Origin of the sequence: Streptomyces narbonensis, from assembly GCF_014649015.1 — a bacterium.
Taxonomy (GTDB): Bacteria; Actinomycetota; Actinomycetes; order Streptomycetales; family Streptomycetaceae; genus Streptomyces; species Streptomyces narbonensis.
Map to the genome: position 1 here is coordinate 106358 of NZ_BMSF01000003.1, position 26067 is coordinate 132424.

At 71.5% G+C, this 26067-nt stretch carries 28 protein-coding genes; 9 read left to right on the top strand and 19 right to left on the bottom strand.

Annotation, left to right across the window (positions count from 1 at the left end; genetic code table 11):
- The first annotated feature begins 11 nt into the window (after positions 1-11).
- A complete protein-coding gene (locus IE124_RS06515; RefSeq protein ID WP_189505739.1) occupies positions 12-251 on the top strand; it encodes a hypothetical protein in 240 nt (79 codons plus the stop codon).
- Between the two features lie 36 nt (positions 252-287).
- Positions 288-1514, top strand: a complete 1227-nt coding sequence (locus IE124_RS06520; RefSeq protein ID WP_189505741.1) for a TerD family protein — start codon at positions 288-290, stop codon at positions 1512-1514.
- Between the two features lie 196 nt (positions 1515-1710).
- On the opposite strand, the gene IE124_RS06525 is transcribed toward IE124_RS06520, so the two are convergent.
- The 4 genes from IE124_RS06525 to IE124_RS06540 form a co-directional block, all read right to left on the bottom strand.
- A complete protein-coding gene (locus tag IE124_RS06525; protein WP_189505742.1) occupies positions 1711-2730 on the bottom strand; it encodes a 1-aminocyclopropane-1-carboxylate deaminase in 1020 nt (339 codons plus the stop codon).
- A gap of 169 nt (positions 2731-2899) precedes the next feature.
- Positions 2900-3595, bottom strand: coding sequence for a GntR family transcriptional regulator (locus IE124_RS06530; RefSeq protein ID WP_189505743.1), 696 nt, complete (start codon positions 3593-3595; stop codon positions 2900-2902).
- Positions 3596-3701: 106 nt separating this feature from the next.
- Positions 3702-5129: an alkaline phosphatase PhoX gene (locus IE124_RS06535; RefSeq protein ID WP_189505744.1), complete on the bottom strand. Its 1428-nt coding sequence runs from the start codon at positions 5127-5129 to the stop codon at positions 3702-3704.
- A 265-nt stretch (positions 5130-5394) separates the two neighbouring features.
- Positions 5395-6900 (bottom strand): hypothetical protein, encoded by a 1506-nt coding sequence (locus tag IE124_RS06540; RefSeq protein ID WP_189505745.1) that lies wholly within the window; start codon positions 6898-6900, stop codon positions 5395-5397.
- 286 nt (positions 6901-7186) lie between these two features.
- Here IE124_RS06540 and IE124_RS06545 point away from each other — a divergent pair, with 286 nt between their 5' ends.
- Positions 7187-9025 carry a DUF8508 domain-containing protein gene (locus IE124_RS06545; RefSeq protein ID WP_189505746.1) on the top strand — a complete coding sequence of 613 codons (1839 nt, stop codon included), beginning with the start codon at positions 7187-7189 and terminating at the stop codon, positions 9023-9025.
- A gap of 15 nt (positions 9026-9040) precedes the next feature.
- Here IE124_RS06545 and IE124_RS06550 read toward each other — a convergent pair whose 3' ends face one another.
- Complete coding sequence (locus tag IE124_RS06550) at positions 9041-9760, bottom strand: antibiotic biosynthesis monooxygenase (RefSeq protein ID WP_189505747.1); 720 nt, start codon at positions 9758-9760, stop codon at positions 9041-9043.
- An 86-nt stretch (positions 9761-9846) separates the two neighbouring features.
- On the opposite strand from IE124_RS06550, the gene IE124_RS06555 reads away from it, so the two are divergent.
- On the top strand, positions 9847-10290 hold the full coding sequence (locus IE124_RS06555) for a GNAT family N-acetyltransferase (RefSeq protein ID WP_189505748.1): 444 nt from the start codon (positions 9847-9849) through the stop codon (positions 10288-10290).
- A 5-nt stretch (positions 10291-10295) separates the two neighbouring features.
- Here IE124_RS06555 and IE124_RS06560 read toward each other — a convergent pair whose 3' ends face one another.
- A complete protein-coding gene (locus IE124_RS06560) occupies positions 10296-11033 on the bottom strand; it encodes an SDR family NAD(P)-dependent oxidoreductase (RefSeq protein ID WP_189505750.1) in 738 nt (245 codons plus the stop codon).
- A gap of 134 nt (positions 11034-11167) precedes the next feature.
- On the opposite strand from IE124_RS06560, the gene dapA reads away from it, so the two are divergent.
- On the top strand, positions 11168-12052 hold the full coding sequence (dapA, locus tag IE124_RS06565; protein ID WP_189505752.1) for a 4-hydroxy-tetrahydrodipicolinate synthase: 885 nt from the start codon (positions 11168-11170) through the stop codon (positions 12050-12052).
- Here dapA and IE124_RS06570 read toward each other — a convergent pair.
- The 4 genes from IE124_RS06570 to IE124_RS06585 form a co-directional block, all read right to left on the bottom strand.
- Positions 12031-12249, bottom strand: a complete 219-nt coding sequence (locus IE124_RS06570) for a hypothetical protein (protein WP_189505754.1) — start codon at positions 12247-12249, stop codon at positions 12031-12033. The genes dapA and IE124_RS06570 overlap by 22 nt on opposite strands.
- Before the next feature lie 76 nt (positions 12250-12325).
- Positions 12326-13309, bottom strand: coding sequence for a 2,3,4,5-tetrahydropyridine-2,6-dicarboxylate N-succinyltransferase (gene dapD, locus IE124_RS06575; protein WP_189505756.1), 984 nt, complete (start codon positions 13307-13309; stop codon positions 12326-12328).
- A 44-nt stretch (positions 13310-13353) separates the two neighbouring features.
- Positions 13354-13956 carry a TetR/AcrR family transcriptional regulator gene (locus IE124_RS06580; RefSeq protein ID WP_189505759.1) on the bottom strand — a complete coding sequence of 201 codons (603 nt, stop codon included), beginning with the start codon at positions 13954-13956 and terminating at the stop codon, positions 13354-13356.
- Entirely contained in the window at positions 13956-14294 is a 339-nt protein-coding gene (locus tag IE124_RS06585) for a DMT family transporter (protein WP_189505761.1), read from the bottom strand. Before IE124_RS06585 ends, IE124_RS06580 begins: the two co-directional genes overlap by 1 nt.
- A 68-nt stretch (positions 14295-14362) precedes the next feature.
- Here IE124_RS06585 and IE124_RS06590 point away from each other — a divergent pair, with 68 nt between their 5' ends.
- Positions 14363-15466, top strand: a complete 1104-nt coding sequence (locus IE124_RS06590; RefSeq protein WP_189505763.1) for a DUF7847 domain-containing protein — start codon at positions 14363-14365, stop codon at positions 15464-15466.
- A gap of 69 nt (positions 15467-15535) precedes the next feature.
- Here the strand turns inward: IE124_RS06590 and IE124_RS06595 are convergent, their stop codons facing one another.
- The 8 genes from IE124_RS06595 to IE124_RS06630 form a co-directional block, all read right to left on the bottom strand.
- The gene (locus IE124_RS06595; RefSeq protein ID WP_055644196.1) at positions 15536-15874 is read right to left on the bottom strand and encodes a metal-sulfur cluster assembly factor; all 339 of its coding nucleotides are present in this window, start codon (positions 15872-15874) and stop codon (positions 15536-15538) included.
- The gene (gene sufU, locus IE124_RS06600; protein ID WP_150271443.1) at positions 15871-16341 is read right to left on the bottom strand and encodes a Fe-S cluster assembly sulfur transfer protein SufU; all 471 of its coding nucleotides are present in this window, start codon (positions 16339-16341) and stop codon (positions 15871-15873) included. Before sufU ends, IE124_RS06595 begins: the two co-directional genes overlap by 4 nt.
- 9 nt (positions 16342-16350) lie before the next feature.
- Positions 16351-17619, bottom strand: a complete 1269-nt coding sequence (locus tag IE124_RS06605) for a cysteine desulfurase (protein WP_189505765.1) — start codon at positions 17617-17619, stop codon at positions 16351-16353.
- On the bottom strand, positions 17616-18380 hold the full coding sequence (gene sufC / locus IE124_RS06610) for a Fe-S cluster assembly ATPase SufC (RefSeq protein WP_150271441.1): 765 nt from the start codon (positions 18378-18380) through the stop codon (positions 17616-17618). The genes IE124_RS06605 and sufC overlap by 4 nt, the downstream gene beginning before the upstream one ends.
- A gap of 7 nt (positions 18381-18387) precedes the next feature.
- On the bottom strand, positions 18388-18705 hold the full coding sequence (locus IE124_RS06615; RefSeq protein WP_188268355.1) for a bifunctional 3-phenylpropionate/cinnamic acid dioxygenase ferredoxin subunit: 318 nt from the start codon (positions 18703-18705) through the stop codon (positions 18388-18390).
- Positions 18705-19886: a Fe-S cluster assembly protein SufD gene (sufD, locus tag IE124_RS06620; protein WP_189505767.1), complete on the bottom strand. Its 1182-nt coding sequence runs from the start codon at positions 19884-19886 to the stop codon at positions 18705-18707. Before sufD ends, IE124_RS06615 begins: the two co-directional genes overlap by 1 nt.
- Before the next feature lie 69 nt (positions 19887-19955).
- Positions 19956-21371, bottom strand: coding sequence for a Fe-S cluster assembly protein SufB (sufB, locus tag IE124_RS06625; RefSeq protein ID WP_150271436.1), 1416 nt, complete (start codon positions 21369-21371; stop codon positions 19956-19958).
- Positions 21368-22093, bottom strand: a complete 726-nt coding sequence (locus IE124_RS06630; protein WP_189505769.1) for a helix-turn-helix transcriptional regulator — start codon at positions 22091-22093, stop codon at positions 21368-21370. Before IE124_RS06630 ends, sufB begins: the two co-directional genes overlap by 4 nt.
- Before the next feature lie 202 nt (positions 22094-22295).
- On the opposite strand from IE124_RS06630, the gene IE124_RS06635 reads away from it, so the two are divergent.
- The 3 genes from IE124_RS06635 to IE124_RS06645 all read left to right on the top strand — a co-directional run bounded on the left by IE124_RS06635 (position 22296) and on the right by IE124_RS06645 (position 25048).
- Complete coding sequence (locus tag IE124_RS06635; protein WP_189505771.1) at positions 22296-23222, top strand: ABC transporter ATP-binding protein; 927 nt, start codon at positions 22296-22298, stop codon at positions 23220-23222.
- Positions 23219-24004, top strand: coding sequence for an ABC transporter permease (locus IE124_RS06640; RefSeq protein WP_189505773.1), 786 nt, complete (start codon positions 23219-23221; stop codon positions 24002-24004). Before IE124_RS06635 ends, IE124_RS06640 begins: the two co-directional genes overlap by 4 nt.
- Positions 24005-24079: 75 nt before the next feature.
- Positions 24080-25048 carry a COX15/CtaA family protein gene (locus IE124_RS06645; protein ID WP_056646009.1) on the top strand — a complete coding sequence of 323 codons (969 nt, stop codon included), beginning with the start codon at positions 24080-24082 and terminating at the stop codon, positions 25046-25048.
- 55 nt (positions 25049-25103) lie between these two features.
- On the opposite strand, the gene IE124_RS06650 is transcribed toward IE124_RS06645, so the two are convergent.
- Positions 25104-26054 (bottom strand): immunity 49 family protein, encoded by a 951-nt coding sequence (locus IE124_RS06650; RefSeq protein WP_229832225.1) that lies wholly within the window; start codon positions 26052-26054, stop codon positions 25104-25106.
- Between the last annotated feature and the right edge of the window lie 13 nt (positions 26055-26067).

Below are 26067 nucleotides of genomic sequence, written 5' to 3' on the forward strand. Positions count from 1 at the left end.
GGATGCCCGGCATGCCGAGACCCCAGGGATTCACCTACGAGCGCCGCCGCGACGGCTCCGTCGTCCTCACCCACCACGGCCGCGCCGCGGGCGTGCTGCGCGGCGGGCGGGCGGAGAAGTTCCTCGCGGAGGTGGAGGCGGGCGACGCCCAGCTGGTCATGGCCCGGTGGACGGGCGCGTACCGCTTCGGCAACGAGCGGCAGGCCAGGAACCACCCGCGTAACCAAGGTGGCCGAACCCGGCGAGGGTAAGGGAACGGCAAAGCCGTCCGGATCGTTACCCCTGGCATGACCGCTATGACCCCCGGCTCGAACATCCCTCTCACCGCCGCGCGCGTGGCGGTGGACGTCGCCGCCCCGGTGCGGCTCGACGTCTCGGGCCTGCTGCTCGGCGCCAACGGCAAGGTGCGCTCGGACGACGACTTCATCTTCTACAACCAGCCCGCCGGGCCCGGTGTGGCCTACCGCTCCGGCGGCGGCACCGCGCCCGACGCGATCGTGGTGGACACGGGCGCGCTCCCGGCCGGCATCGAGAGGATCGTCGTCACGGCGAGCCCCGACGCCGCGGGCCAGACCTTCCAGGGCATCGAGCCCACGGCGACCGTGCGGAACGCGGACGACGGCACCGTCCTCGCCACCTTCACCCCGCCGCGGCTCGCCACGGAGACCGCGCTGGTGGTCGTCGAGATCTATCTGCGCAACGGCGCGTGGAAGGCCCGAGCCGTGGGCCAGGGCTACGCGAACGGGCTGGCCGGCATCGCGACGGACTTCGGCGTCTCCGTGGACGACGAACCCGCCGCCGCCCCGGCGCCCGTCGCACCGCCGGCCCCGCCCGCGCCGCCCGTCACCGCCCCGCAGGACCCGCGGATCGCGGCCTCGGCGCCGCCGGCCCCGGCCGCACCCCCGGCCGCCCCCGCCGCCGCCCCCGTCTCCACCGGCAAGATCAACCTCGACAAGGGCCGGGTCAGCCTCCAGAAGAACCAGACGGTGTCCCTGGTCAAGGGCGGCCAGCCGCTGCTCTCCCAGGTCAAGATGGGCCTCGGCTGGGAGCCGGCCTACCGCGGCAAGGACATCGACCTGGACGCCTCCGTCATCGCGTACGGACCGCAGCGCAACCACCTGGACAGCTGCTACTTCGGCAAACTGTCGATCCTCAACGGATCGATCAAGCACTCCGGCGACAACCTCACGGGCGAGGGCGCGGGTGACGACGAGGTGATCGTCGTCGACCTCGGCCGGCTGCCCGCCGACGCCACGGGCCTGGTCTTCACGGTCAACTCCTTCTCCGGCCAGAAGTTCACCGAGGTCGCGAAGGCCTACTGCCGGCTCATGGACGCGGCGACCGGCGAGGAGCTGGTCCGCTTCGACCTCACCACCGCCGAGCCGCAGACGGGCGTGATGATGGCCAAGCTGATCAAGCAGTTCAGCGGTGAGTGGGAGATGACGGCGATGGGCGAGTTCGTGAAGTCGCGGACGGTCCGGGGCATGGTGAAGCCCGCCGCCCAGTCGCTCTGAGCGGCGGGCTCCCGGCCCGTCGCCGAGAGCGGCAGGCTCCCCGCCCGTCGCCGAGAGCGGCAGGCTCCCCGCCCGTCGCCGAGAGCGGCAGGCTCCCCGCCCGTCGCCGAGAGCGGCAGGCTCCCCGCCCGTCGCCGAGAGCGGCAGGCTCCCCGCCCGTCGCCGAGAGCGGCGGGCTCCCCGCCCTGTCCCTCCCTTACGAGAACAGGGCGCTGTAACCGTTGAGGGCGGGCTGGCCGCCGAGGTGGGCGTAGAGAACGGTCGAGTCCCGGCCGATCTCTCCCCGCTCCACCAGGTCGATCAGACCCGCCATCGACTTCCCCTCGTAGACGGGGTCGGTGATCATGCCCTCGGTGCGGGCGGCGAGCCGCATCGCGTCGAGGGTGGCCTCGTCCGGGAGGCCGTAGACGCCGGCGTGGTAGCGCTCGTCGAGTACGACGTCGGCCGCCGTCACCTCGCGCTCGACGCCGATGAGCGCGGCGGTGTCGCGGGCGATCCGGGTGATCTGCTCGTGCGTGGGACCGGGCTTCGCCGAGGCGTCGACGCCGATGATCCGGCGGGCCGGTCCGCCCTCCTCGGCGAGCGCGGCGAAGCCCGCGACCATCCCGGCCTGCGTGGAGCCGGTCACCGAGCAGACGACCACGGTGTCGAAGTGGACGCCGAGCTCGCTCTCCTGCTCGGCCACCTCGTACGCCCAGTTCGCGAAGCCGAGCCCGCCGAGCGGGTGGTCGGAGGCGCCCGCCGGGATCGCGTACGGCTTCCCACCGCCCTCCTCGACCTCCCGCAGGGCCTGCTCCCAGCTCTCCTTGAAGCCGATGCCGAAGCCCGCCCGCACGAGGCGCACGTCGGCGCCGGCGAGGCGGCTGATCAGGATGTTGCCGACCTTGTCGTAGACGGAGTCGGGCCAGTCGACCCAGCTCTCCTGCACGAGGACGCAGCGCAGGCCGGCACGGGCGGCGACGGCGGCGACCTGGCGGGTGTGGTTGGACTGGACCCCGCCGATGGAGACGAGGGTGTCGCAGCCCTGGGCGAGGGCGTCGGCGACCAGGTACTCCAGCTTGCGGGTCTTGTTCCCGCCGTACGCGACACCGGAGTTGCAGTCCTCGCGCTTGGCCCAGAGCGTGGCGCCGCCGAGGTGGTGGGTGAGCCGTTCCAGGGGGTGGACCGGGGAGGGCCCGAAGAGGAGCGGGTAGCGGGCGAAATCGGTGATCGGCAAGACGGCTCCCGGTGGTCCGGTGGATGGGCTGGCTGGTCGACGCTCCGGACGGCGCTGGGGCGTGTGCCGGACGCCGCCGGGCAGACGGGAAGGTGACGACACCCCCTAGGCCCTGTCGTCAAACTCCCGCCTGCCCTGCGGGCGGACGACGGGAGTTTGACGACAGGACCTAGGGGAGGTCCTCCGGCGCCGGGATGCCGGTGACCTCGGCCACCTCGACGGCGTCGTCCGCGAGTTGTTCGAGCGCCGCCCAGATCTCGGTGGTGATCCTGACCGCGGCCTCCGCGTCCCCCCTCTCGCACGCGTCGATCAGCCGGGCGTGCAGTTCGGCTGAGCCGCAGCTGCCGGAGTCGCCGAAGAGCCGCCGCTCGACGCGGCGGATGAGTGGGGTGTAGCGCGCGATGGTGGCGGCGGCGGCGTGGTTGCCGCTGGCGACGACGAGGACCTGGTGGAGCTCGTCGTCGGCGCGGAGCGCGGCCTCGACGTCGGAGTCGCGGACGGCCGCCGCGAAGCGCGCGTTGGCCTCGCGCATGGTCCGGACGCCCTCGGGGCCGAGCAGCGGCACCCCGGTGCGGGCGGCGAGCTCGTGCATCACGCGCACGACGGACGCGGCGTCCCGGACCACCCGGCTGACCGGCCGGGTGACCCGGGTGTAGCTCTGTGGTTTGGTCTCGACGAGCCCCTCGATGCAGAGCCGGGCCAGGGCCTCGCGCACGGGCGCGCGCGAGAGCCCGAGGAGGTCGGCGAGGTCGGCGTCCTTCAGGAGGGCGCCGGGGGCGAGGTCGCCGCGCACGATGGCCTCGCGCAGTGCCTCGTACGCCCGGTCGCGCAGAAGGGTCCGGCCCACGGGCCGCAGTGCGTCCATGGGCTGACATGTTAGATGTCAGCCCATGGACCTGACCAGGGGTCAGAGGGGCAGACCGAGAGGTCCTGAAGGGCACCTCGGAGCCCCTCGAAGGCCCGCCGTCGGCTCAGCGGCGGGGCTGGCGGCGCCAGGGGCCGGTGATCGCGAGCAGGATGCCCGGCTCCTGGATGTTGGCGAAGAGCGTCCCGCCGTCGGGCGAGAAGCAGACCCCGGTGAACTCGGCTTCGTTCAGGTCGTTGCGGGCGATGGGGTACGTCCGGCCGGAGTCGGTCGCACCGAAGAGGTGCTGCAGGCCGCGGCCGTCCTCGGCGATGACGATCCCGCCGTGCGGGGAGACGGTGATGTTGTCGGGGCCGTCGAAGGCGCCGTCCTCGCCGGGCGCCGCGTTCACACCGAACAGCACCTTGAGGGTGAGGGTGCGGCGCCTGGGGTCGTAGAACCAGACCTGGCCGTCGTGCGAGGGGCCGGGGCTCCACTCCTCGCGCGCGAAGGACGAGACGACGTACGCGCCGCCGTCGGCCCACCACATGCCCTCCAGCTTGCAGCCGCGGGTGATCCGGCCGTCCTCGAACTGCTTGCGGACGGGGACCGTGCGGGCGTCGCGGTCGGGGACGTCGACCCAGTCCACGCCGTAGACGGTGCCGATCCGGGTGGCCTGCGAGAGGTCGGCGACGAGACGGCCGCCGGAGTCGGTGCACTTGGCGGCCTGGAGCACACCGGCGTCGTCGGCGAGCGTACGGAGCTTCCCGCGCCCGTGCTCGAAGCCCTTCGGCGGCACCCAGCGGAAGAGCAGGCCGAAGGGCAGGGCGGCGTCCTCGGTGAGGTAGGCGTGGCCGCGCTTCGGGTCGATGACGACGGCCTCGTGGTCGAAGCGGCCGAAGGCCTTGATCGGCTTCGGGTCGAGGTTGGCGTGCCGGTCGAACGGGTCGACCTCGAAGACGTAGCCGTGGTCCCTCGTCATGCCGTTGACGCCCGCGAGGTCGGAGTTCTCCTCGCCGGTCAGCCAGGTGCCCCAGGTGGTGCTGCCGCCCGCGCAGTTGGTGGAGGTTCCGGCGAGGCCGACCCACTCCACGACGGTGCCGTCTCGGTGCACCTCGACGACGGTGCAGCCGCCGGGGGCGATCGGGTCGTAGACGAGTCCCTCGGTGAGCGGGACGGGGTGGGGCCAGTTCGAGCGGGGCCCGTAGAGCTCGTGGTTGTTGACGAGGTACGTGGCGCCGCGCGGGCCGGCGAAGGCCGCGGTGCCGTCGTGGTTGGAGGGCGTTAACTCGCCGCTCTCCAGTCGGGTGACGCCGCTGTGGGTGACGACGCGGTACGAGAACCCGGCCGGCAGGGCGAGGATCCCCTCGGGGTCGGCGAGGAGCGGCCCGTACCCGAGCGCGTGGCCCCCGCCGTGCCCGGCTCCGTACACCTCCGGCTCGTCGGAGGCGAGCGCCTCGGGCGCGGTGGCCAGAGCGCCGACGACTCCGGTGAGGGCGAGCCCCGCACCGGCGACGGCGGACTGCTTGGTGAACTCTCGGCGATTGAGGGGCATGGTGTAAGGGTCTCCCTGGGCCGGGTGGATCATACGGGCCACCGTCCCGTGCCCTCACGAACGCGAGCTAAACGCCACGGGAACGCCGTCCGGGCATCACCGAAGCGATCCCGGAGCCGGAACCGGCCGACACCGGCCGGAACCGGCCGACACCGGCCGGAACCGGCCGACACCGAGACCGTCATCGGCCGGAATCGACCGGCTCCGAAGGGGATTCGGCCTCCCCTGCCGGGCGCCCGGCGGCACCCGGCCGGGGTCCGGGCCGTCAGGAGCCCGACCGTGAGCGGGCCTTGAAGGCCGACTTGCGGGCCTCCTTCGCGGCCGTCTTGTCCCGGTGCAGCCGGCCCATCGCCTCCAGGACCTCCGCCGTCGCCGGGTGCTCCACGCGCCACGCCGCCTCGAAGAAGCCGCTGTGCCGGCCGGTCAGCCCCTCGATCAGCTCCTGGACCTCCTCCAGGTCGCCGTCCGCGTCGAGCTGCGCCGCGATGGTGTCGATCGCCAGCCAGAAGATCATCGACTCCGAGGGCGCGGGCACGTCCGTCGCGCCCCGCTCCGCGAGCCAGACCCGCGCCAGGCCGCCGAGTTCCGCGTCGTCCAGGACCTCCCGGACCGCGGGCTCCGCCCCCGTGCCCACCAGGGAGAGCGCCTGCTGGCAGTGGAGGCGGCGGAGCGGCGAGCCCGCGTCCGCGCCGCGCGCCGCGTGCAGCAGCTCGCGCGCCGCGGTCTCGACGTCACGGCCGGAGAGCCACGCGGCGGTCTCTGCGCGCGCGGCGTCCTCCGGGTAGCCCACGATCCCGCCGAGGAGCGCGTCGGCCCCCTTGTCGGCGAGGTCGCCGACGGCGGGCGCGTGCACACCGGCGTCGAGCATCCGGGCCCGGACGCCGTAGAGGCCGAGCGGGGTGAGCCGGACCATGCCGTAGCGCGAGACGTCCTCGTCGTCCAGCGGCGCGGCGGGCTCCTCCCCCTCCTCGGCCATCAGGGCCTCGTCGACGGGCTGGTACTCGACGAGCCCGATGGCCTCCAGGAGGCGGAACTGCTCGTCGAGCCGCATCATCGCGTCCGAGACCTGCTCCAGGACGTCGTCGGTCGGCTCGCCCATGTCGTCGGGGACGACCATCGAGGCGGCGAGCGCGGGCAGCGGCACCGGGCCGTTGCCGGGGCCGCCCTCGCTGACGGTCAGCAGGTAGAGGTTGCCGAGCACGCCCTCCAGGAACTCGCCCTCCATCTCGGGGTCCCATTCAAGCGACTCGAGGTCGATCTCGCCGTCCTCGCCGACGATCGTGTCCAGGTCGTCGAGGACCGGCACGACGGCGTCGGCGAAGACCGCGTCGAAGCCGTCCAGCCAGATCGTGAGGACGTCCTGGGGCGAGCCGCCGGTGACCAGGGCCAGGTTCTCGCCGGGGCCCGCCTCGCCGGGCGTCTCGTCGTCCGCGCCGTCCTCGACCGACACGAGGCCGGTGTCGACCGCGAGCCGCCAGGCGTCGGCGGCCAGGATCTCGGCCTCCTCGACGGCCTCCTCGTAGGCCTCCGTGTCCGCGGAGGACCCGGCGCCCTCGTCGCCGTCCGCCTCGACGGTGAGGCCCAGGAGCTCGACGGCGTCCTGCAGTTGCTCGTCGACGAGCTCGCCGCCCGCGCCGACCCGCGTCTCGGGGCCGGCCCAGCGGGCGAGCCGCACGGCACGGGCGAGGAGCGGCGCGGCCAGGGCGTCCCGCGCCAGCTCCGCGTCCGCGGGAAGCCGAACGGGGGGAAGGGTGGGCTGCTCCGCTGACATGTGGGGTGTCTCCTCGACGCGTACGGGTGGGACCGGGGGTGGGACCGGGGGTGGGACGGGAGGGGGACTGGAAGGGGGACGGACGGAGGGACGAGCGGGGGGACCGGAGGGGAAGTCCGGCGAAAGAGCGGTACTCAGCGTAGACGCATCCGGGGGGTCGTCCGCCGGTTCACACATCCGTCAGCCTTCGTACACCCGTCGACTCTTGACAAGTTCCCCCCTCTCACAAGAGATTGACGCGCGTAGATTCATCTGCCGTTCCTCCAAGCACCCTCCGGAGCCCTTGATGTCTTCCTCCATACCGAGATTCGCCGCAGTCTCCGCCGTCGTCGCCGCCGCCCTCGCCGCCGGGCTGCTGGCCGGTTCGACGAGCGCCGTCGCCGAGGACGGTGCCGCCGGCGTCCGCGTCCACGACATCCAGGGCACGACCCGCGTCTCCCCGCTCGTGGGCAAGCAGGTCACCGGCGTGACCGGCATCGTCACCGGCGTCCGTACCTACGGCTCGCGCGGCTTCTGGATCCAGGACCCCGAGGCCGACGCGAACCCGGCCACCAGCGAGGGCCTGTTCGTCTTCACCAGCTCGGTCCCGACCGTCGCCGTCGGCGACGCGGTCAGCGTGAACGGCACGGTCACCGAGTACGTCCCGGGCGGGCTGAACTCCGGCAACCAGTCGCTGACCCAGCTCTCCAAGCCCGCGATCACGGTGGTCTCGAAGGGCAACGCGGTCCCGGCCCCGGTGACGATCGCCCCCTGGTCCGTGCCCGACGAGTACACCCCGGAGGGCGACCCGGCCGCCGGCGGCTCGATCAACGGCCTGACGCTGGACCCGGAGACGTACGCCCTGGACTACTACGAGTCCCTGGAGGGCACCAACGTCCGCGTCGGCACCTCGCGGGTGGTCGGCGCCACCGACCCGTATTCCGAGCTCTGGGTGACGGTGAAGCCCTGGGAGAACCGCAACTGGCGCGGCGGCACGGTCTACGGCTCGTACGAGTCCCAGAACACCGGCCGGCTCCAGATCCAGTCGCTGACCCCGATCGCCCAGCAGCCCTTCCCGAAGGCGAACGTCGGCGACTGGCTGACGGGCACGAGCGAGGGGCCGCTCGACTTCAACCAGTTCGGCGGCTACACGCTGACGGCCCGCACGCTCGGCAAGGTCGAGGACAAGGGCCTGGAGCGCGAGAGCACGGACAAGCAGCACAAGAACGAGCTGGCCGTGGCGACGTACAACGTCGAGAACCTCGACCCGACCGACCCGCAGGAGAAGTTCGACGCCCTCGCGAAGGCGGTCGTCGACAACCTCGCCTCGCCCGACATCCTGGCCCTGGAGGAGATCCAGGACAACAACGGCGCGAAGAACGACGGCACGGTCGCCGCCGACCAGACGGTCAAGAAGTTCACGGACGCGATCGTCGCGGCCGGCGGCCCGGCGTACGAGTGGCGCTCGGTCGACCCGGAGAACAACAAGGACGGCGGCGAGCCCGGCGGCAACATCCGCCAGGTCTTCCTCTTCAACCCCGAGCGGGTCTCCTTCACCGACCGCGCGGCGACCGACGCGACCGCGGCCACCGGCGTGACGGGCTCGAAGGGCCGCGCGGCCCTGACGGTGTCCCCCGGCCGGATCGACCCGGCGAACACCGCCTGGGAGAGCAGCCGCAAGCCGCTCGCGGGCGAGTTCGTCTTCCGCGGCCGGACGGTCTTCGTGATCGCCAACCACTTCGGCTCGAAGGGCGGCGACGAGTCCATCGTCTCGCACCACCAGCCGCCGAACCGTTCCTCCGAGGCGAAGCGCCTGCTCCAGGCTCAGTCCGTCAACGCCTTCGTGAAGGACATCGTCGCCCTGGAGAAGCAGGCCGACGTCCTGGTCGTCGGAGACATCAACGACTTCGAGTTCTCCGGGACCACGGAGGCGCTGGCCGACGGCGACGTGCTGTACCCGGCCGTGAAGTCGCTGCCGCGCTCCGAGCGGTACTCGTACGTCTACCAGGGCAACAGCCAGGTCCTCGACCAGATCCTGACCAGCCCCGGCGTGCACCACTTCGAGTACGACAGCGTGCACATCAACGCCGAGTTCGCCGACCAGGACAGCGACCACGACCCGCAGGTCCTGCGCTTCCGCCCGTAGTACCGACCCGGTCGGTCACACGCCCGCGTTGAGGCTCAGCGCGGGCGTGAACTTCCGCACCCGGCTGCCGGCGATCCCGGGGTGGTTCGCCACCGCCGCCCAGGCCTCGCCGACCGGGCTGGTGGCCAGACTCATCAGCCACGCCGTGTGGGCCTGCTCGCTCTCCCACTCGGCGAGGTCGAGGGCGCGGGTGCCGTCGGCGGAGAGGTGGAACTGGGCGCCGATCGCGCCCGGTATCCGCTGCGACCCCTCGTCCTGGGCCAGCGCGGTGAACACGCTGTCCACCCAGGCTCTCTGGCGCCCGGCGTCCGGCCCGTCGAACTCGACCTCGACGGCCGCGACGAGGCCCGGCACCGCCCCCGCGCTCTCCTCGTTGAGGACGGCGGTCCGGTACGGCGGCGCGTAGCGGTGCGGCTCGACCCGCTCGATCCCGGGGACGGCCGCGTCGATCTCGGCGTCCCGGTCGTCACGGCGGGTGTGGACGAAGTCGTCGTAGGCTTCGTGGGTGGCCCACTGCGCGTACTGGAGCAGCGTATCGCCGTCCGTTCCGCAGTAGACGGTGTATCCGAGCAGCCTCGGGTCCGGCCACTCCCGGCTCTCCCAGGCCTTGCGGACGGCCTCGACGGCGGCGCGCTGGCGCTCGGGGGTGCCGACCGACCAGGTGCTGACGAGGACGGCTTCGACGCCGGGACGGTGGATCTCGGGACGGGCGTCGGGGTGTGCGACGGCGTTCATGGAGGGCTCCCTCTCTTCAGTTGGCCATACCATCTCGCTTCGGCCATGAACGCGGCATGAAATCCCCTTGTGTGAGACTCGGCAGCATGATTCTCCGCCCTGCCATCCGCGCCGAACTGCCCGCCGTCCTCGCCCTCCTGGCCGACGAGGGGCAGGTCGTCGACCCCGCCACGATCGTCGTCACCGAGGCGTACGAGCGGGCCTTCGCCGCCATCGCGGACGACCCGCGCAACGAGGTGCTGGTCCTCGTCGACGGCGGACCTGTCCTGGGCTGCCTCCAGGCCACGTACATCCCCGGCCTCGGCAAGGGCGGCGCCGAGCGGGCCCTGATCGAGGCGGTCCGGATCAGGGCGGACCGGAGGGGCAGCGGCCTGGGGCGGGAGCTGATGGAGCGGGCCGTCGCGCGGGCCCGCGAGCGGGGCTGCGCGCTGGTCCAGCTGACGAGCGACAAGCGGCGGACGGAGGCCCATCGCTTCTACGCGTCGCTGGGCTTCGCGCGCAGCCACGACGGCTTCAAGCTGAACCTGTAGGCGGCTCAGCCGAGCAGGTGACCGCCGCCGTCCACGAGGAGCACCTCGCCGGTGATGTACGAGGCGTGGGCGAGGTCGAAGACGGCCTCGGCGATGTCCTCGGGGCGGCCGACACGGCGCAGCGGAACGACCCCGGCGACATGCGCCTTGGCCGCGTCGGCGCCGTCGACCCCGTCGAACCAGGGGGTGTCGATGAGTCCGGGCGCGACGGCGTTGACCCGGACGTCAGGGCCGAGGGTCTTGGCGAGGAGCTTCGTCATGTGGTTGACGGCGGCCTTGGAGACCGCGTACGGGATGGAGCTGCCGCCCGGCCGGACGCCGGCCTGGGAGGAGATCGTCACGACGCTGCCGCGGGTCTTCCGCAGGTGCGGGACGGCGGCGGTGACGGTCTGCCAGACGCCGATGACGTTGACGTCGTAGAGGTGCCGCCAGACGTCGGGCGAGGCGGCTTCGAGGTCGTCGTGCGGGATGAACCGGGTGGTGCCCGCGCAGTTGACGAGGATGTCGAGGCGGCCCAGGCGCTCGACGGTCCGCTCGACGAGCTCCTTGGCCTGGGTCTCGTCGGAGACGTCCGCCCGGAGGTAGACGGCGCCGGGCAGTTCGGCGGCGAGGCGTTCCCCCGCCTCGACGGAACGGGCGGAGTTGACGACGACCCGGATGCCGGCCTCGGCGAGGCGGCGGGCGACGGCGGCCCCGATGCCCGAGGACGAGCCGGTGACGAGTGCGACGCGCTGTTCGCTCATGCTGTGGTGTTCTCCATATCCCCCTGTCGCGCCCGCCGATCATCTCAGAGCAACCCACCCTTCAGCAGCGCTTATCTCTCGAACCAAGCAGAACTAAGTGGACCTTCACGGTCATGCGTGCCCAGACTGTCCGGATGAGCACTGGACACCCTTTCGGCCGCGCGCTCTGCGCGATGATCACGCCCTTCTCCGCCTCCGGCGCGCTCGACCTCGACCGGGCGAGCGAGCTGGCCGCGCATCTGGTGTCGGAGGGCTGTGACGGCCTGGTCCTCAACGGCACCACCGGCGAGTCGCCGACCACCACCGACGCCGAGAAGGCCGGACTCGTCCGCGCCGTCCGGGCGGCGGTGGGTCCGGGCCCCTCGCTTCTCACGGGCGTCGGCACCGCCGACACCCGGCACACCGCGGAGCTGGCCCGTGAGGCCGAGAAGGCGGGCGCCGACGGGCTGCTCGTCGTCACCCCGTACTACAGCCGCCCTCCGCAGGCGGCCGTCGAGGCGCACTTCCTGAAGGTCGCGGACGCGACGGCGCTGCCGGTGATGGTCTACGACATCCCCGGCCGCACGGGCACGCGCGTCGAGCCGGCGACCATGCGGCGGCTCGCCGGGCACCCGCGGATCGTGGCGGTGAAGGACTGCTCGTACGACTTCCTGGCCTCGGCCCGGCTGATCGCGGAGACCGGCCTCGCGTACTACTCGGGCGCCGAGGAGCTGAACCTGCCGCTGTACGCGGTCGGCGGCGCCGGCTACGTCAGCACGGTGGCCAACGTGGTGCCCCGGCAACTGCGCGCGGTCCTGGACGCCTTCGACGCCGGCGACACCGCCGGGGCGGCCCTGCTCCACGCCCGCACGATGCCGCTGGCCGAGCTGATGATGGCCTCGGGCCTGCCCGGCACGGTGACCGCCAAGGCACTGCTCGGCGGGCCGGTGCGGGAACCGCTGCAGCCCGCCGACCGGGAGACGGTCGACGGGCTGCGGGGTGCGCTCGAAGCGCTGCTTCAGGCGGAGTCGGTCGTGTAGGTCCGGCCGAGGATCGCGGCGTGCTCCAGGACGTCCTCCAGCGGGTCGTCGATCTGCCCGGTGTGGAGGGAGAGGCTGGGGCCGTTCGTGACGGTCGGGCCGTTGTGCGTGTGCGTCTCGTCCGCCTGGGCCGTGCCCGCCGGAAGCAGCACCGCCAGCGCCGTGAGCACCCCGGCGACCGTGGGCTTCGTCCTCATGTCGACTCCTCGCCTTGTCTGCGTACAGTGACTCTGCGTCCTGCCTAACGCCGGCCGTTGACGCAGAGTCACCGCATCAGTTGTGGCTGTGGAGGATCTCGTTCAGTCCGCCCCAGACCGCGTTGTTCGGGCGTGCCTCGACGGCTCCGGTGACCGAGTTGCGGCGGAAGAGGATGTTCGAGCCGCCGGAGAGCTCACGGGCCTTGACGATCTGGCCGTCGGGCATGGTGACCCGGGTGCCGGCCGTGACGTACAGACCGGCCTCGACGACGCACTCGTCGCCGAGGGCGATGCCGACGCCCGCCTCGGCGCCGATCAGGCAGCGCTCGCCGATCGAGATGACGACGTTGCCGCCGCCGGACAGGGTGCCCATGGTGGAGGCGCCGCCGCCGATGTCGGAGCCGTTGCCGACGACGACGCCGGCGGAGATCCGGCCCTCGACCATCGAGGTGCCGAGGGTGCCGGCGTTGAAGTTGACGAAGCCCTCGTGCATGACGGTGGTGCCGGCGGCGAGGTGGGCGCCGAGGCGGACGCGGTCGGCGTCGGCGACGCGGACCCCGGCGGGCACGACGTAGTCGGTCATGCGCGGGAACTTGTCGATCGAGGTCACCTGGAGGTGCAGGCCCTCGGCGCGGGCGTTGAGCCGGACCTTCTCGATGTCGTCCACGGCGACCGGGCCGAGCGAGGTCCAGGCGACGTTGGCGAGGAGACCGAAGACGCCGTCCAGGCTCTGGCCGTGCGGCTTGACCAGCCGGTGGCTGAGCAGGTGCAGGCGCAGGTAGGCGTCGTGCGCGTCGAGCGGCTTGTCGTCGAGCGAGGAGATGACGGTACGGACGGCGACCACCTCGACGCCGCGGCGGGCGTCCACGCCGAGGGCCTTGGCGGCCCCGTCACCGAGGGCGTTCACGGCCTCGTCGGGGGTGAGCCGCTCGGTGCCGGCGGGGCCGGGCGTGTCGGTCAGCTCGGGGGCGGGGAACCAGGTGTCGAGAACGGAGCCGTCACCGGCGATGGTGGCGAGGCCGGCGGCGACGGCGCCGGTGGTGCGAGGAGCAGTGGTCATGACGGAAAACCTAACGGTCGGGCCCCCGCGCGGGCCAACCGGTCTCAGGTGTCGGTCGAGCGGATGGTCGGTTCCGACGAGGCCGGGACCCCGGAGTCGGGCGCTTCCTTCAACACCCGGGCGAGCATCTCGCGCGCGTGGTCCTCGTTGTACGAACCGCCGGTGAGCAGGACCTGGAGGCAGACGCCGTCCATGAGGGCGACCAGGGCGCGCGCGGTGGCGGGGTCGGTCCGGGCGGAGAGCGCGGCGACGGCGGACTCGGTCCACTCGGCGGCGACGGGGCGCAGGGCGGGGCGGCGCAGGGCGGCGAGGTAGAGCTCGTACTCCAGCTCCACGCCGGCGCGTTCGCCTCCCAGCCACTCCCCCAGGAGCCGGGCGAGCGCGGTGGCGAGGCCGGCGGCCGGGTCGGCGAGGGCGGGGCTCTCACGGAGGCGTCGCCCGAAGCCTTCGTTGGCCTCGCGGAGGGCGGCGACGAGGAGTTCGTCGAGGGAGGCGAAGTGGTACGTGGTGGAGCCGAGCGGCACGTCCGCCTCGGCGGCGACCGTGCGGTGGCTCAGCCCGGCGAGTCCGGACCGCCCGACGACGCGGAGGGCCGCGGCGACGATCCGCTCGCGCCGCCCGGGGTCGTGGCGGCGGGCGCGGGCCATCAGTGCGCGCCCCCGAGGTTGAGGACGGCGACCCCGGCGACGATCAGCAGGATCCCGGCGATCTTGGCGAGGCTGAGGGTCTCGCCGAGGAAGAGGATGCCGATCGTGGCGACGGCGGCGGTGCCGACGCCGGACCAGATGGCGTACGCGGTGCCGACCTGGAGCGTCTTGAGGGCCTGCGCGAGGAGCGCGAAGGCGATCAGGTAGCCGGCGCCGGTGACGAGCGAGGGCCAGAGCTTGGTGAAGCCGTCGCTGTACTTCATCGAGGTGGTGGCGAGGATCTCCGCCACGATGGCGCCCGCCAGGAGTCCGTATCCCATGCGTACGAGCGTACACATCGATGCGTACAGGCGTACACATAGAATCCGCACAGGTGTGCGCAACGGCTACCGATACGGTGTCCCGCATGACGTTCCCTCCAGTGCCGCCGCCCTACGGCTACGGCTATCCGCCTCCGCCTCCGAGACCCGGGGTCATACCCCTGGCACCGCTCACCCTCGGGGCGATCCTCTCCGGCACCTTCGCGGCCTTCGGGCGCCACTGGAAGCAGCTCCTCGGGGTCACCGCCGCCGTCTACGGCACGGCGGTCGTCTTCGTCGGCGTGGCCCTCGTCATCGCGTACGCGACCGTGAGCGACCTCTTCCCCGCGGTGTTCGACCTGCCCGTGGGCGAGGAGCCGCGGTGGGAGGACGTCCAGCCGCTGATCGTCGCGTTCGTCCTCGTCTGGCTCGCCGCCATGATCACGCTCCTCTGCGCCAACGCGCTGATGGCGGCGGCCTGCCCCGCAGTGATCCAGGAGGCCGTCCTCGGCCGCCCGACCCGCTTCGGCGCGCTCTGGCGCCGCTCCTGGTCCCGGATGCCGGCCGTCCTCGGCACCGTGCTCCTGACGAGCGTCGTCCTGATGCTTCCGTACGCGATCGTCCTCGTGGGCGTCGTCGGCTTGTTCCTGGCCCTGTTCTCCGCGGCCGACTCGGGCGGCACCCCGGACGGCAGCTACCTCCTCCTGCCCGTCCTCGCCTTCCTCCTGGCCCTGCTCGTCACCCCGCTCGCGCTGTGGATCTGGGTGAAGTTCAGCCTGGCCCCGGCGGCGGCGGTCATGGAGGGCCAGGGCGCGATCGCCTCGATGCGCCGCTCCTCGGCCCTGATCCGCGGCTTCTGGTGGCGCACCTTCGGCATCATGCTGCTCGTCGCGGTGGCGACCACCTTCGTGAGCTGGCTGATCCAGCAGCTGCTCTCGCTGCTCGCGTCGGCGCCGCTGTCGGCCGTCGACTTCTCCGGGAGCGGCGAAAGCGCGATGATCGCCGCCTTCGCCGTGGTCATCGTCTTCGTGATCCTCGGACAGCTGGTCAGCCAGCTGGTCGTCTCCGTCTTCCCCCCGCTGGTGACCTCCCTGATCTACGTCGACCTGCGCATCCGCAAGGAGAACCTGGCCCCGGACCTCGCCCAGGCGGCCGGCTTCCCCGCCGCCCCCACCCCGGGCCCGCGCGCCGACTGGGGCAGGAGCCACTGACGCGGCAGCCCCGCACACGCGAAAACGGCCGTGCCCCGAAGGGCACGGCCGTTCACACGAGTCCGTCTGTCAGACGTTGAAGCCGAGCGCGCGCAGCTGCTCGCGGCCGTCGTCCGTGATCTTGTCCGGACCCCACGGCGGCATCCAGACCCAGTTGATCTTCAGCTCGCTGACGATGCCGTCCGTCGCGGACTTCGCCTGGTCCTCGATGACATCGGTCAGCGGGCAGGCCGCCGACGTCAGGGTCATGTCCAGCGTCGCGACGTTCGAGTCGTCGATGTGGATGCCGTAGATCAGACCGAGGTTGACCACGTCGATGCCCAGCTCGGGGTCGACGACGTCGTACAGCGCCTCGCGGACTTCTTCCTCGGAGGCCGGCTTCATGGTGGCCCCAGCGTTCTCGGTCATGCCGACTTCCTCACAGACTTCTCGTCGTCACCCAGCGCCTGGGCGGTCGCGTCCTTCCACGCCATCCAGCTGAGCAGCGCGCACTTCACCCGGGCCGGGTACTTGGAGACGCCGGCGAACGCGACCGCGTCCTCCAGGACCTCCTCCATCGCGTCGTCCGGCTCGATCTGGCCCTTGGACTGCATCAGCTCCAGGAAGGTGCCCTGGATCTTCTGCGCCTCGGCCAGCTCCTTGCCGACGAGCAGCTCGTTCAGGACCGAGGCCGAAGCCTGGCTGATCGAGCAGCCCTGCCCCTCGTACGAGACGTCCGCGATCCGCGAGCCCTCGTACTTCACGCGCAGCGTGATCTCGTCGCCGCACGTCGGGTTGACGTGGTGCACCTCGGCGTCGCCGTCCCGAAGACCGCGCCCGTGGGGGTGCTTGTAGTGGTCCAGGATGACGTCCTGGTACATCGAATCCAGCTTCACGACCGACCCCTACCCGAAGAAGTTCCGTACGTGCTCCAGTCCCGCGACGAGGGCGTCGACCTCGGCCGGGGTGGAGTACAGATAGAACGACGCCCGCGTGGTCGCAGGAATTCCGTACCGCAGGCAGACCGGCCGCGCGCAGTGGTGGCCGACCCGGACCGCGATGCCCTCTTCGTCGAGCACCTGGCCCACGTCGTGCGGATGGATGTCGCCCAGCGTGAAGGAGATCGCCGCGCCGCGGTCCTCGGCCGTGGTGGGGCCGATGATCCGCAGGTCCGGGACCTCCTGGAGGCGCCGGACGGCGTACTCGGTGATCGCGTGCTCGTGGCGCGCGATGTTCTCCATGCCGATCGCCGACAGGTAGTCCACGGCCGCGCCGAGGCCGACGGCCTGGGCGATCGGGGGCGTACCCGCCTCGAACTTGTGCGGAGCCGGAGCGTAGGTCGAGGAGTGCATCGAGACGGTCTCGATCATCTCGCCGCCGCCGAGGAAGGGCGGGAGGTCCTCCAGGAGCTCCTGCCGTCCCCACAGCACGCCGATGCCGGTCGGGCCGCACATCTTGTGGCCGGTGAAGGCCACGAAGTCGGCCTGGAGCGCCTGCACGTCCAGGACCATGTGCGGGGCCGCCTGGGAGGCGTCGATGCAGACGAGCGCACCGACCTCCTGGGCGCGGCGGATGATCGTCTCGACCGGGTTGACCGTGCCCAGCAGGTTCGAGACCAGCGTGAACGAGACGATCTTGGTCTTCTCGGTGATGACCTCTTCGATGTTCGAGAGGTCGAGACGGCCGTCGTCGGTGAGGCCGAACCACTTCAGCTTCGCGCCCGTGCGCTGCGCGAGCAGCTGCCACGGCACGATGTTGGAGTGGTGCTCCATCTCCGTGATGGCGATCTCGGTCTCGTGGTCCACGCGGTAGGGCTCGTCGGCCCAGCCCAGCATGTTGGCCACGAGGTTGAGCGACTCCGAGGCGTTCTTGGTGAAGATCACCTCGTCGCGGCTCGGCGCGTTGATGAACGCCGCGACCTTGTCGCGGGCGCCCTCGTACAGCGCCGTCGCCTCCTCGGCGACCGTGTACACACCACGGTGCACGTTGGCGTTGTGCCGCTCGTAGTACTGGTTCAGCGCGTCGAGGACCTGGCGCGGCTTCTGCGAGGTCGCCGCGGAGTCCAGGTACACGATCTTCTTGCCGTCGTGGACCACGCGATCCAGGAGCGGGAAGTCCTTGCGGATCGCCTCGGTGTCGAGGAGGCCGGAGAGCCCCTGATGGGCAGATGTCACGCGGATGCGCCACCCTTCACGTACTTGTCGTAGCCCTCGGCCTCGAGCTGGTCGGCGAGCTCGGCGCCGCCGGACTCGGCGATGCGGCCGTTCGCGAACACGTGAACGAAGTCGGGCTTGATGTAGCGCAGGATGCGCGTGTAGTGGGTGATCAGCAGCGTGCCGACCTCGCCGGTCTCGCGGACACGGTTGACGCCCTCGGAGACGATGCGGAGCGCGTCGACGTCGAGGCCCGAGTCGGTCTCGTCGAGGATCGCGATCTTCGGCTTGAGGAGCTCCAGCTGGAGGATCTCGTGGCGCTTCTTCTCACCGCCGGAGAAGCCCTCGTTGACGTTGCGCTCGGCGAAGGCCGGGTCCATCTGGAGCTGCTCCATCGCGGACTTGACCTCCTTCACCCAGGTACGCAGCTTGGGGGCCTCGCCGCGGACGGCGGTGGCCGAGGTGCGAAGGAAGTTGGAGACCGAGACACCGGGGACCTCGACCGGGTACTGCATGGCCAGGAAGACGCCGGCGCGGGCGCGCTCGTCGACCGACATCTCCAGGACGTCCTCGCCGTCGAGGGTGACGGTGCCGCCGGTGACCGTGTACTTCGGGTGGCCGGCGAGCGAGTACGCCAGGGTCGACTTGCCGGAGCCGTTGGGGCCCATGACGGCGTGGGTCTCGCCCTGCTTGATGGTCAGGTCGACACCCTTGAGGATCTCCCGGGGGCCGTTCTCGGCCTCGACGGAGACGTGCAGGTCGTGGATTTCAAGCGTTGCCATGGGTGACTCAGGACTCCTGGGTGACGGAGACGAGCACATCGTCCCCTTCGATCTTTACGGGGTATACGGGCACGGGGCGCGTCGCGGGCAGGCCCGAGGGCTTGCCGGTGCGGAGGTCGAAGCTCGACCCGTGCAGCCAGCACTCGATGGCGCAGTCCTCGACCTCGCCCTCCGAGAGGGAGACGTTCGCGTGCGAGCAGATGTCGTTGATCGCGAACACCTCGCCCTCGGTGCGCACGACCGACACCGGCGTGCCGTCGACCTCGACCCGCTTCGGGGTGTCGGTCTCCAGCTCGCTCAGTGCGCAGACTCGGACGAAGGCCATCAGACGGAGGCCTCCAGCTCGGCCTCGATCTTGGCGAGGAGACGCTCCTGGACGTCCGGCAGACCGATCTGCTGGACCAGCTCGGCGAAGAAGCCGCGGACGACGAGGCGGCGGGCCTCGGCCTCCGGGATGCCGCGGGACATCAGGTAGAAGAGCTGCTCGTCGTCGAAGCGGCCGGTGGCCGAGGCGTGACCGGCGCCGGCGATCTCGCCGGTCTCGATCTCCAGGTTCGGCACGGAGTCGACCCGGGCGCCGTCCGTGAGGACCAGGTTCCGGTTGAGCTCGTACGTGTCGGTGCCCTCGGCGGCGGCCTGGATGAGGACGTCACCGATCCACACCGCGTGCGCGTCCTGGCCCTGCAGCGCGCCCTTGTAGGCGACGTTGGACTTGCAGTGCGGGGTGTTGTGGTCGACGAGGAGGCGGTGCTCCTGGTGCTGGCCGGCGTCGGTGAAGTACAGGCCGAAGAGCTCGGCCTCGCCGCCGGGCGCCGCGTACGCCACGCGGGGGTGGATGCGGACGACGTCGCCGCCGAAGGTGACGATCACCGACTTGAAGGAGGCGTCGCGGCCGACCAGCGCGTTGTGCTGGGCGACGTGGACGGCCTTCTCGTCCCAGTCCTGGACGGAGACGACGGTCAGCTTGGCGCCGTCGCCGAGGACGTAGTCGACGTTGGCGGCGAGCACCGCGTCACCGGTGTGGTCGATGACCACGACGGCCTCGGCGAAGGCGCCGAGCTCGATCACCTGGTGGCCGAAGGCGACCCCGCCCTCGCCGTGCACGGCGATGCGGATCGGCTCGGTGAGGACGGCCTCCTTGGCGACGGTGACGACCGAGGCCTTCTCGAAGGAGGAGTACGCCTGGGCCGCGACGCGGTCGACGGGCTTGCCGGCCTTGCCGAGCCGCTCGTCGTCACGGCCGACGGTCTCCACGGTGACGCCCTCGGGGGCCTCGACCTCGACCTTGACGCCCTCGCCGGACGCGACGGCGGTGCCGTCGTGCAGGCCGCGGAGCCGCGCGAGCGGCGTGAAGCGCCACTCCTCCTCGCGGCCGTGCGGGACGGGGAAGTCCGCGACGTCGAAGGACGGGGGCGCGCTCATGCGCGTGGCGACGGTGGACTCGGCGGCCACCGCGATCGAGCCCGCGGTGGTGGAGCCCGCGGGGATGTTCTGAGCCTCAGCCATGGCTGTCGTGTTGCTCTCTTCCTGCGTACGTACGAAGTCGGTCGCTGCGAACGGGGGGCGGTGGCGCTGTCAGCCGACCGCGCCTTCCATCTGCAGCTCGATCAGCCGGTTGAGCTCCAGGGCGTACTCCATCGGGAGTTCCTTGGCGATGGGCTCGACGAAGCCGCGGACGATCATCGCCATGGCCTCGAACTCGGTGAGGCCGCGGCTCATCAGGTAGAAGAGCTGGTCCTCGGAGACCTTGGAGACGGTGGCCTCGTGGCCCATGGAGACGTCGTCCTCGCGCACGTCCACGTAGGGGTACGTGTCCGAGCGGGAGATCGTGTCGACGAGCAGCGCGTCGCAGAGCACGTTGGACTTGGAGCCCGGGGCGCCCTCGCCGATCTCGATGAGACCGCGGTAGGAGGTGCGGCCGCCGCCTCGCGCCACCGACTTGGAGACGATGTTCGAGGAGGTGTTCGGGGCCATGTGCACCATCTTGGCGCCGGCGTCCTGGTGCTGGCCCTCGCCCGCGAAGGCGATGGACAGCGTCTCGCCCTTGGCGTGCTCGCCCATGAGGTAGACGGCCGGGTACTTCATGGTGACCTTGGAGCCGATGTTGCCGTCGACCCACTCCATGGTGGCGCCCTCGTAGGCGACGGCGCGCTTGGTCACCAGGTTGTAGACGTTGTTCGACCAGTTCTGGATGGTCGTGTAGCGGCAGCGGCCGCCCTTCTTCACGATGATCTCGACAACGGCACTGTGCAGCGAGTCCGAGGAGTAGATCGGGGCGGTGCAGCCCTCGACGTAGTGGACGTAGGCGTCCTCGTCGACGATGATCAGCGTCCGCTCGAACTGACCCATGTTCTCCGTGTTGATACGGAAGTAGGCCTGGAGCGGGATCTCGACGTGCACGCCCTTCGGCACGTAGATGAACGAGCCGCCGGACCACACGGCCGTGTTCAGGGAGGCGAACTTGTTGTCGCCGACCGGGATGACGGTGCCGAAGTACTCCTTGAAGAGCTCCTCGTGCTCCTTCAGCGCCGTGTCGGTGTCGACGAAGATGACGCCCTGCTCCTCCAGGTCCTCGCGGATCTGGTGGTAGACGACCTCGGACTCGTACTGGGCGGCGACACCGGCGACGAGGCGCTGCTTCTCCGCCTCCGGGATGCCGAGCTTGTCGTACGTGTTCTTGATGTCCTCCGGCAGGTCCTCCCAGGACTCGGCCTGCTTCTCGGTGGACCGCACGAAGTACTTGATGTTGTCGAAGTCGATGCCGGAGAGGTCGGAGCCCCAGGTCGGCATGGGCTTCTTACCGAAGAGGCGCAGACCCTTGAGACGCAGGTTCAGCATCCACTCGGGCTCGTTCTTCTTCGAGGAGATGTCGCGGACGACGTCCTCGTTCAGACCGCGCTTCGCGGTGGCACCGGCCGCGTCGGAGTCGGCCCAGCCGTACTCGTACCGACCCAGGCCCTCAAGCTCGGGGTGGCTGATCTCGGTGGTCATGCGGGGTTCCTCCCGGCCGTGCTGACGGATGCTGATGAGTTGGTCTGTGGGGCACTGTGCGGGATGAACGTCGTGCAGACGCCGTCACCATGCGCGATGGTGGCCAGACGTTGGACGTGCGTTCCCAAGAGGCGGGAGAAGAACTCCGTCTCCGCCTCGCACAGCTGCGGATACTGCTCGGCGACGTGGGCGACCGGGCAGTGGTGCTGGCAGAGCTGCTCGCCGACCGGCGCGTTCCGCGCAGTGGCAGCGTACCCGTCCGCCGTCAGGGCCTTGGCGAGCGCCTCGGTCCGGCGGGCCGGCTCGGCCGCCTCGACGGCTTCCCTGTACGTGTCGCCCTGGGCCTCGATGCGGTCGCGGGCGAAGGCGGCGACGGCCGCCTCCCCTCCGGCGTTGCGCTCGATCCAGCGGAGCGCCTCGACCGCCAGGGAGTCGTACGACTGGTCGAACGCGTCGCGGCCGCAGTCGGTGAGCGCGAAGATCTTCGCGGGGCGTCCACGGGCGCGCGTCCCGTAGACGCGCTGCTCACGGGCCTCGACGACGTTCTCCGCGACCAGTGCGTCGAGGTGGCGACGGACGGCTGCCTGGGTGAGGCGGAGCCGTTCGGCCAGGTCGGCGACGGTCGAGGGCCCGTGGTCCAGGATCGACCGCGCGACCCGGTTGCGCGTGGAACGCTCTCGGGTCGCGAGTTCCTCCACCGGAGCCGCGCCAACGTTTTTCACAACGCCATTGTTGCGTAATTAATCGAGGACTGACAAGCGCCGTCAGCGGCGACGGCGGTGCCGTGCGTCACTCAGGTAAGGCTTACCTGACCTGCGGAAACGATCATTCGTAGGACGAATCAAGCCCGTGGGGCCTGGCCGAGCGGGGGTCCGGCGGGCCCCGTGCCGGGAGGACCTCAGCCCCCTCTCTAGACTTCCGCCCATGGGAAATGAGTCCGTCGTCCAGGTACGTGGCCTGGTCAAGCGGTACGGAAACAAGACCGCCGTCGACGGCCTCGACCTCGACGTGCGGGCCGGTACCGTCACCGCCGTCCTCGGCCCCAACGGGGCCGGCAAGACCACCACCATCGAAACCTGCGAGGGCTACCGCCGACCGGATGACGGCACCGTCCGCACCCTCGGCCTCGACCCGGTCGCCGACGCGGCCGCGCTGCGCCCCAGGATCGGCGTGATGCTCCAGTCCGGCGGGGTCTACTCGGGCGCCCGGGCCGACGAGATGCTCCGCCACATGGCGAAGCTGCACGCCCACCCCCTGGACGTGGACGCCCTGATCGAGCGGCTCGGCCTCGGCTCCTGCGGCCGCACCACCTACCGCCGGCTCTCCGGCGGCCAGCAGCAGCGCCTCGCGCTCGCCATGGCCGTCGTGGGCCGCCCCGAGCTCGTCTTCCTCGACGAGCCGACCGCCGGACTCGACCCGCAGGCCCGCCGCGCCACCTGGGACCTCGTGCGCGAGCTGCGCGCCGACGGCGTCACGGTCGTCCTCACCACCCACTTCATGCAGGAGGCCGAGGAGCTGGCCGACGACGTCGCCATCATCGACGCCGGCCGGGTCGCCGCCCAGGGCAGCCCCGAACAGCTCTGCCGCGGCGGCGCCGAGAACACCCTGCGCTTCACCGGCCGCCCCGGACTCGACCTCGGCTCCCTGCTCAAGGCCCTGCCCGACGGCACCGCCGCCGCGGAGCCCCTCCCGGGCACGTACCGCATCACCGGCACCGTCGACCCGCAGCTGCTCGCCACGGTCACCACCTGGTGCGCCCAGCACGGCGTCATGCCCGAGGGCATCTCCGTCGAGCGCCACACCCTCGAAGACGTCTTCATGGAGCTGACCGGCAAGGAGCTGAGGTCATGAGCACGGGTACCTACTCCCCGAAGCCCGGCGCCGCCCCCGTCGGCCGGATGATCGCGGCGCAGACGGCCCTGGAGACCCGGATGCTGCTGCGCAACGGCGAGCAGCTCCTCCTCACGGTGATCATTCCCTCGCTGCTCCTCGTCCTCTTCTCCACGGTCGACATCGTGACCGTGCCTGTTTCGACGACGGGCGGCGCCGGGGAGGCCGTCGACTTCCTCGCCCCGGGCGTCCTCGCGCTCGCCGTGCTGTCGACCGCCTTCACCGGCCAGGCCATCGCGACCGGTTTCGAGCGGCGGTACGGGGTGCTCAAGCGTCTCGGCGCCTCACCGCTCCCCCGCTGGGCGCTCATGACCGCCAAGACGCTCGCCGTCCTCGTCACCGAGGTCCTCCAGGTCGCGCTCCTCACCGCCCTCGCCCTGGCGCTCGGCTGGTCCCCGCACGGCAGCCCCCTCTCCGTCCTGCTGCTCCTGGTCCTCGGCACGGCCGCCTTCTCGGGCCTCGGGCTGCTCATGGCGGGCACGCTCAAGGCGGAGGCCACCCTGGCCGCCGCCAACCTCGTCTTCCTGCTGCTCCTGGTGGGCGGCGGGGTCATCGTCCCGCTGGACAGGTTCCCCGAGCCGGCCCGCTCGCTCCTGGAACTGCTCCCCATCTCCGCCCTCTCCGACGGCCTGCGGGACGTCCTCCAGAACGGCGCGTCCATGCCCTGGGGCAACGCGCTGATCCTGGCCGTGTGGGCGGTCCTGGGCCTCGGCGCTGCGGCGAAGTTCTTCCGCTGGGAGTGACCGAAGAGGTTCAGAGGGTGACGTTTCCCGACAAGCCACCCCCCTCGTGAAAGCGTGCACAAGCCCCGTCCTACGATGGGGCCCGTGCTGACCCCCCTCGCCTACATCGCCCAGCGCTGGACCCCGTCCCCCCGGACGCTCCGGCGCGCCGCGCTCTCCGCCGTCGTGATGAGCGTCCTCATCATCGTCACCGGTGGCGCGGTCCGGCTGACCGGTTCCGGTCTCGGCTGCGACACCTGGCCGAAGTGCACGGAAGACAGCCTCATCGTCACGCCCGAGCAGGGCTACCGCGGTCTGATCGAGTTCGGCAACCGGATGCTGACGTACGTCCTGTCGGCGGCCGTCGGCTGGGCGATCATCGCCACCCGGTCCACCAAGCCGTGGCGCCGCAACCTCACGCGCTGGGGCTGGGCGCAGTTCTGGATCGTGATGAGCAACGCCGTCATCGGCGGCATCACGGTGTGGATGGGCCTCAACCCGTGGACGGTCGCCGGCCACTTCCTCGCCGCGAACGCCCTGCTCACCGTCGCCGTCATCACCTGGCACCGGACCGGCGAGGGCGACACCCCGCCGAAGCCGCGCGTGCCGGGCCCGGTCCGCAAGCTGTCGTGGGCGATCACGATCGCCTCGGGTCTGCTGATCGCGCTCGGCACGACCGTGACCGGCGCCGGCAAGCACGCCGGTGACAGCAGCGACGTCCCGCGCATGCCGTGGGACTGGACGAACGCCGCGCACCTCCACGCCATCGCCGCCTGGGTCGTCTGCGCTCTCGCGCTCGCCATGTGGCTGGTGCTGCGTGTGGTGGACGCCCCCGACGACACCCGGGCCCGCGCCCGCGACCTGCTGATCGTGCTGCTCGCGCAAGGCGGGATCGGCTACGTGCAGTACTTCAGCGGGGTCCCCGAGATCCTGGTCGCGGTGCACATGCTCGGCTCGTCGCTGATGTGGATCGCGGTGCTGCGGCTCGCCCTGAGCCTGCGCGAGCGCCCGGTCCCAACGGCGGACATCCCGGCCCAGACCGACTCCGCGCTCGCGAGCGCCTGAGAACATCCCGGACCGCCCGGACCGCCCGCCACAAGCGGGGGCCCGGGCGGTCCGGCTATGCGGACACCGGGGCGCGGAGCAGCGCCCCGGGCAGGTAGCCGGAGCGGACCGTCGGCTCCCAGCCGTGCGCCAGGTGGGCGAGCGCGGCCAGGGCGACGGTCCCCACGGGCAGCAGGGTCCTCGGCTCGGCATCGGCGCCGACGCCCTCCCGGTGCGCGTCGAGCCGCTCCACGAGGGCCCGCTCGAAGGCCTCGCGGTCGTCGTCGAGCAGGACGCGCAGGAGCCGCTGGTCCGGGCTCAGCGCCCCGGCAGCGTCGAGTCGCGCCGCCGCGGCCGCCAGCTCCTCCGCGCCGGGCCGGCGCACCGGTACGTCGCCGGGCACGGCACCGGGGATCGGGCCGTGCTCCACCGTCAGGTAGACGCAGAGGGCGTCCATCTCGGCGAGGTCCGCCGGCTCCGAGACGGAGTCGAAGCGCGAGTACGGCACGCCGGAGCGGATCGCGGGCGCGTAGTCCTCGTGGAGCAGCGGCCCGATCACCCGTCGGCGCTCCCAGGCGAGCCCGCTGATCAGGCAGAGCGCGAAGGCGTCCGTCCAGGTCCGCGCGGTGGGCACCCGGTGCCCCGGGTCCCAGTCCTCGTCGAAGAGCTGGTCGTCGCTGCTCAGGGTCTCGTCGACGAGGGGCATCGGGACGTCCCAGTCCCCTTCGGGGAAGCAGCCGAGGCCCAGGACGCCGAGGGCGCACTCGGCGGCGGTGAGGAGCGCCGCGCGCGACGGGTCGGCGGCGAGGTCGGGGTCCTCCAGGGTGCGGGCCCCGACGTGGTCGAGGAGTTCGTCGAGGGTCTCCCGGAGGCCGGTCTGCGACACGCCGCCGCCGTACCGGAGGTCGTGCCAGCGGCTGAAGATCCGGCTCCTGATGCCGTCGAGCGCCTGCTCGATCCTCGCGCCGTCGACCTCGTGCACGGTCGTCTCTCCCATGGCCGCCTTCTCCCCCATGATCGTTTCCATCTGCTGCGCACGT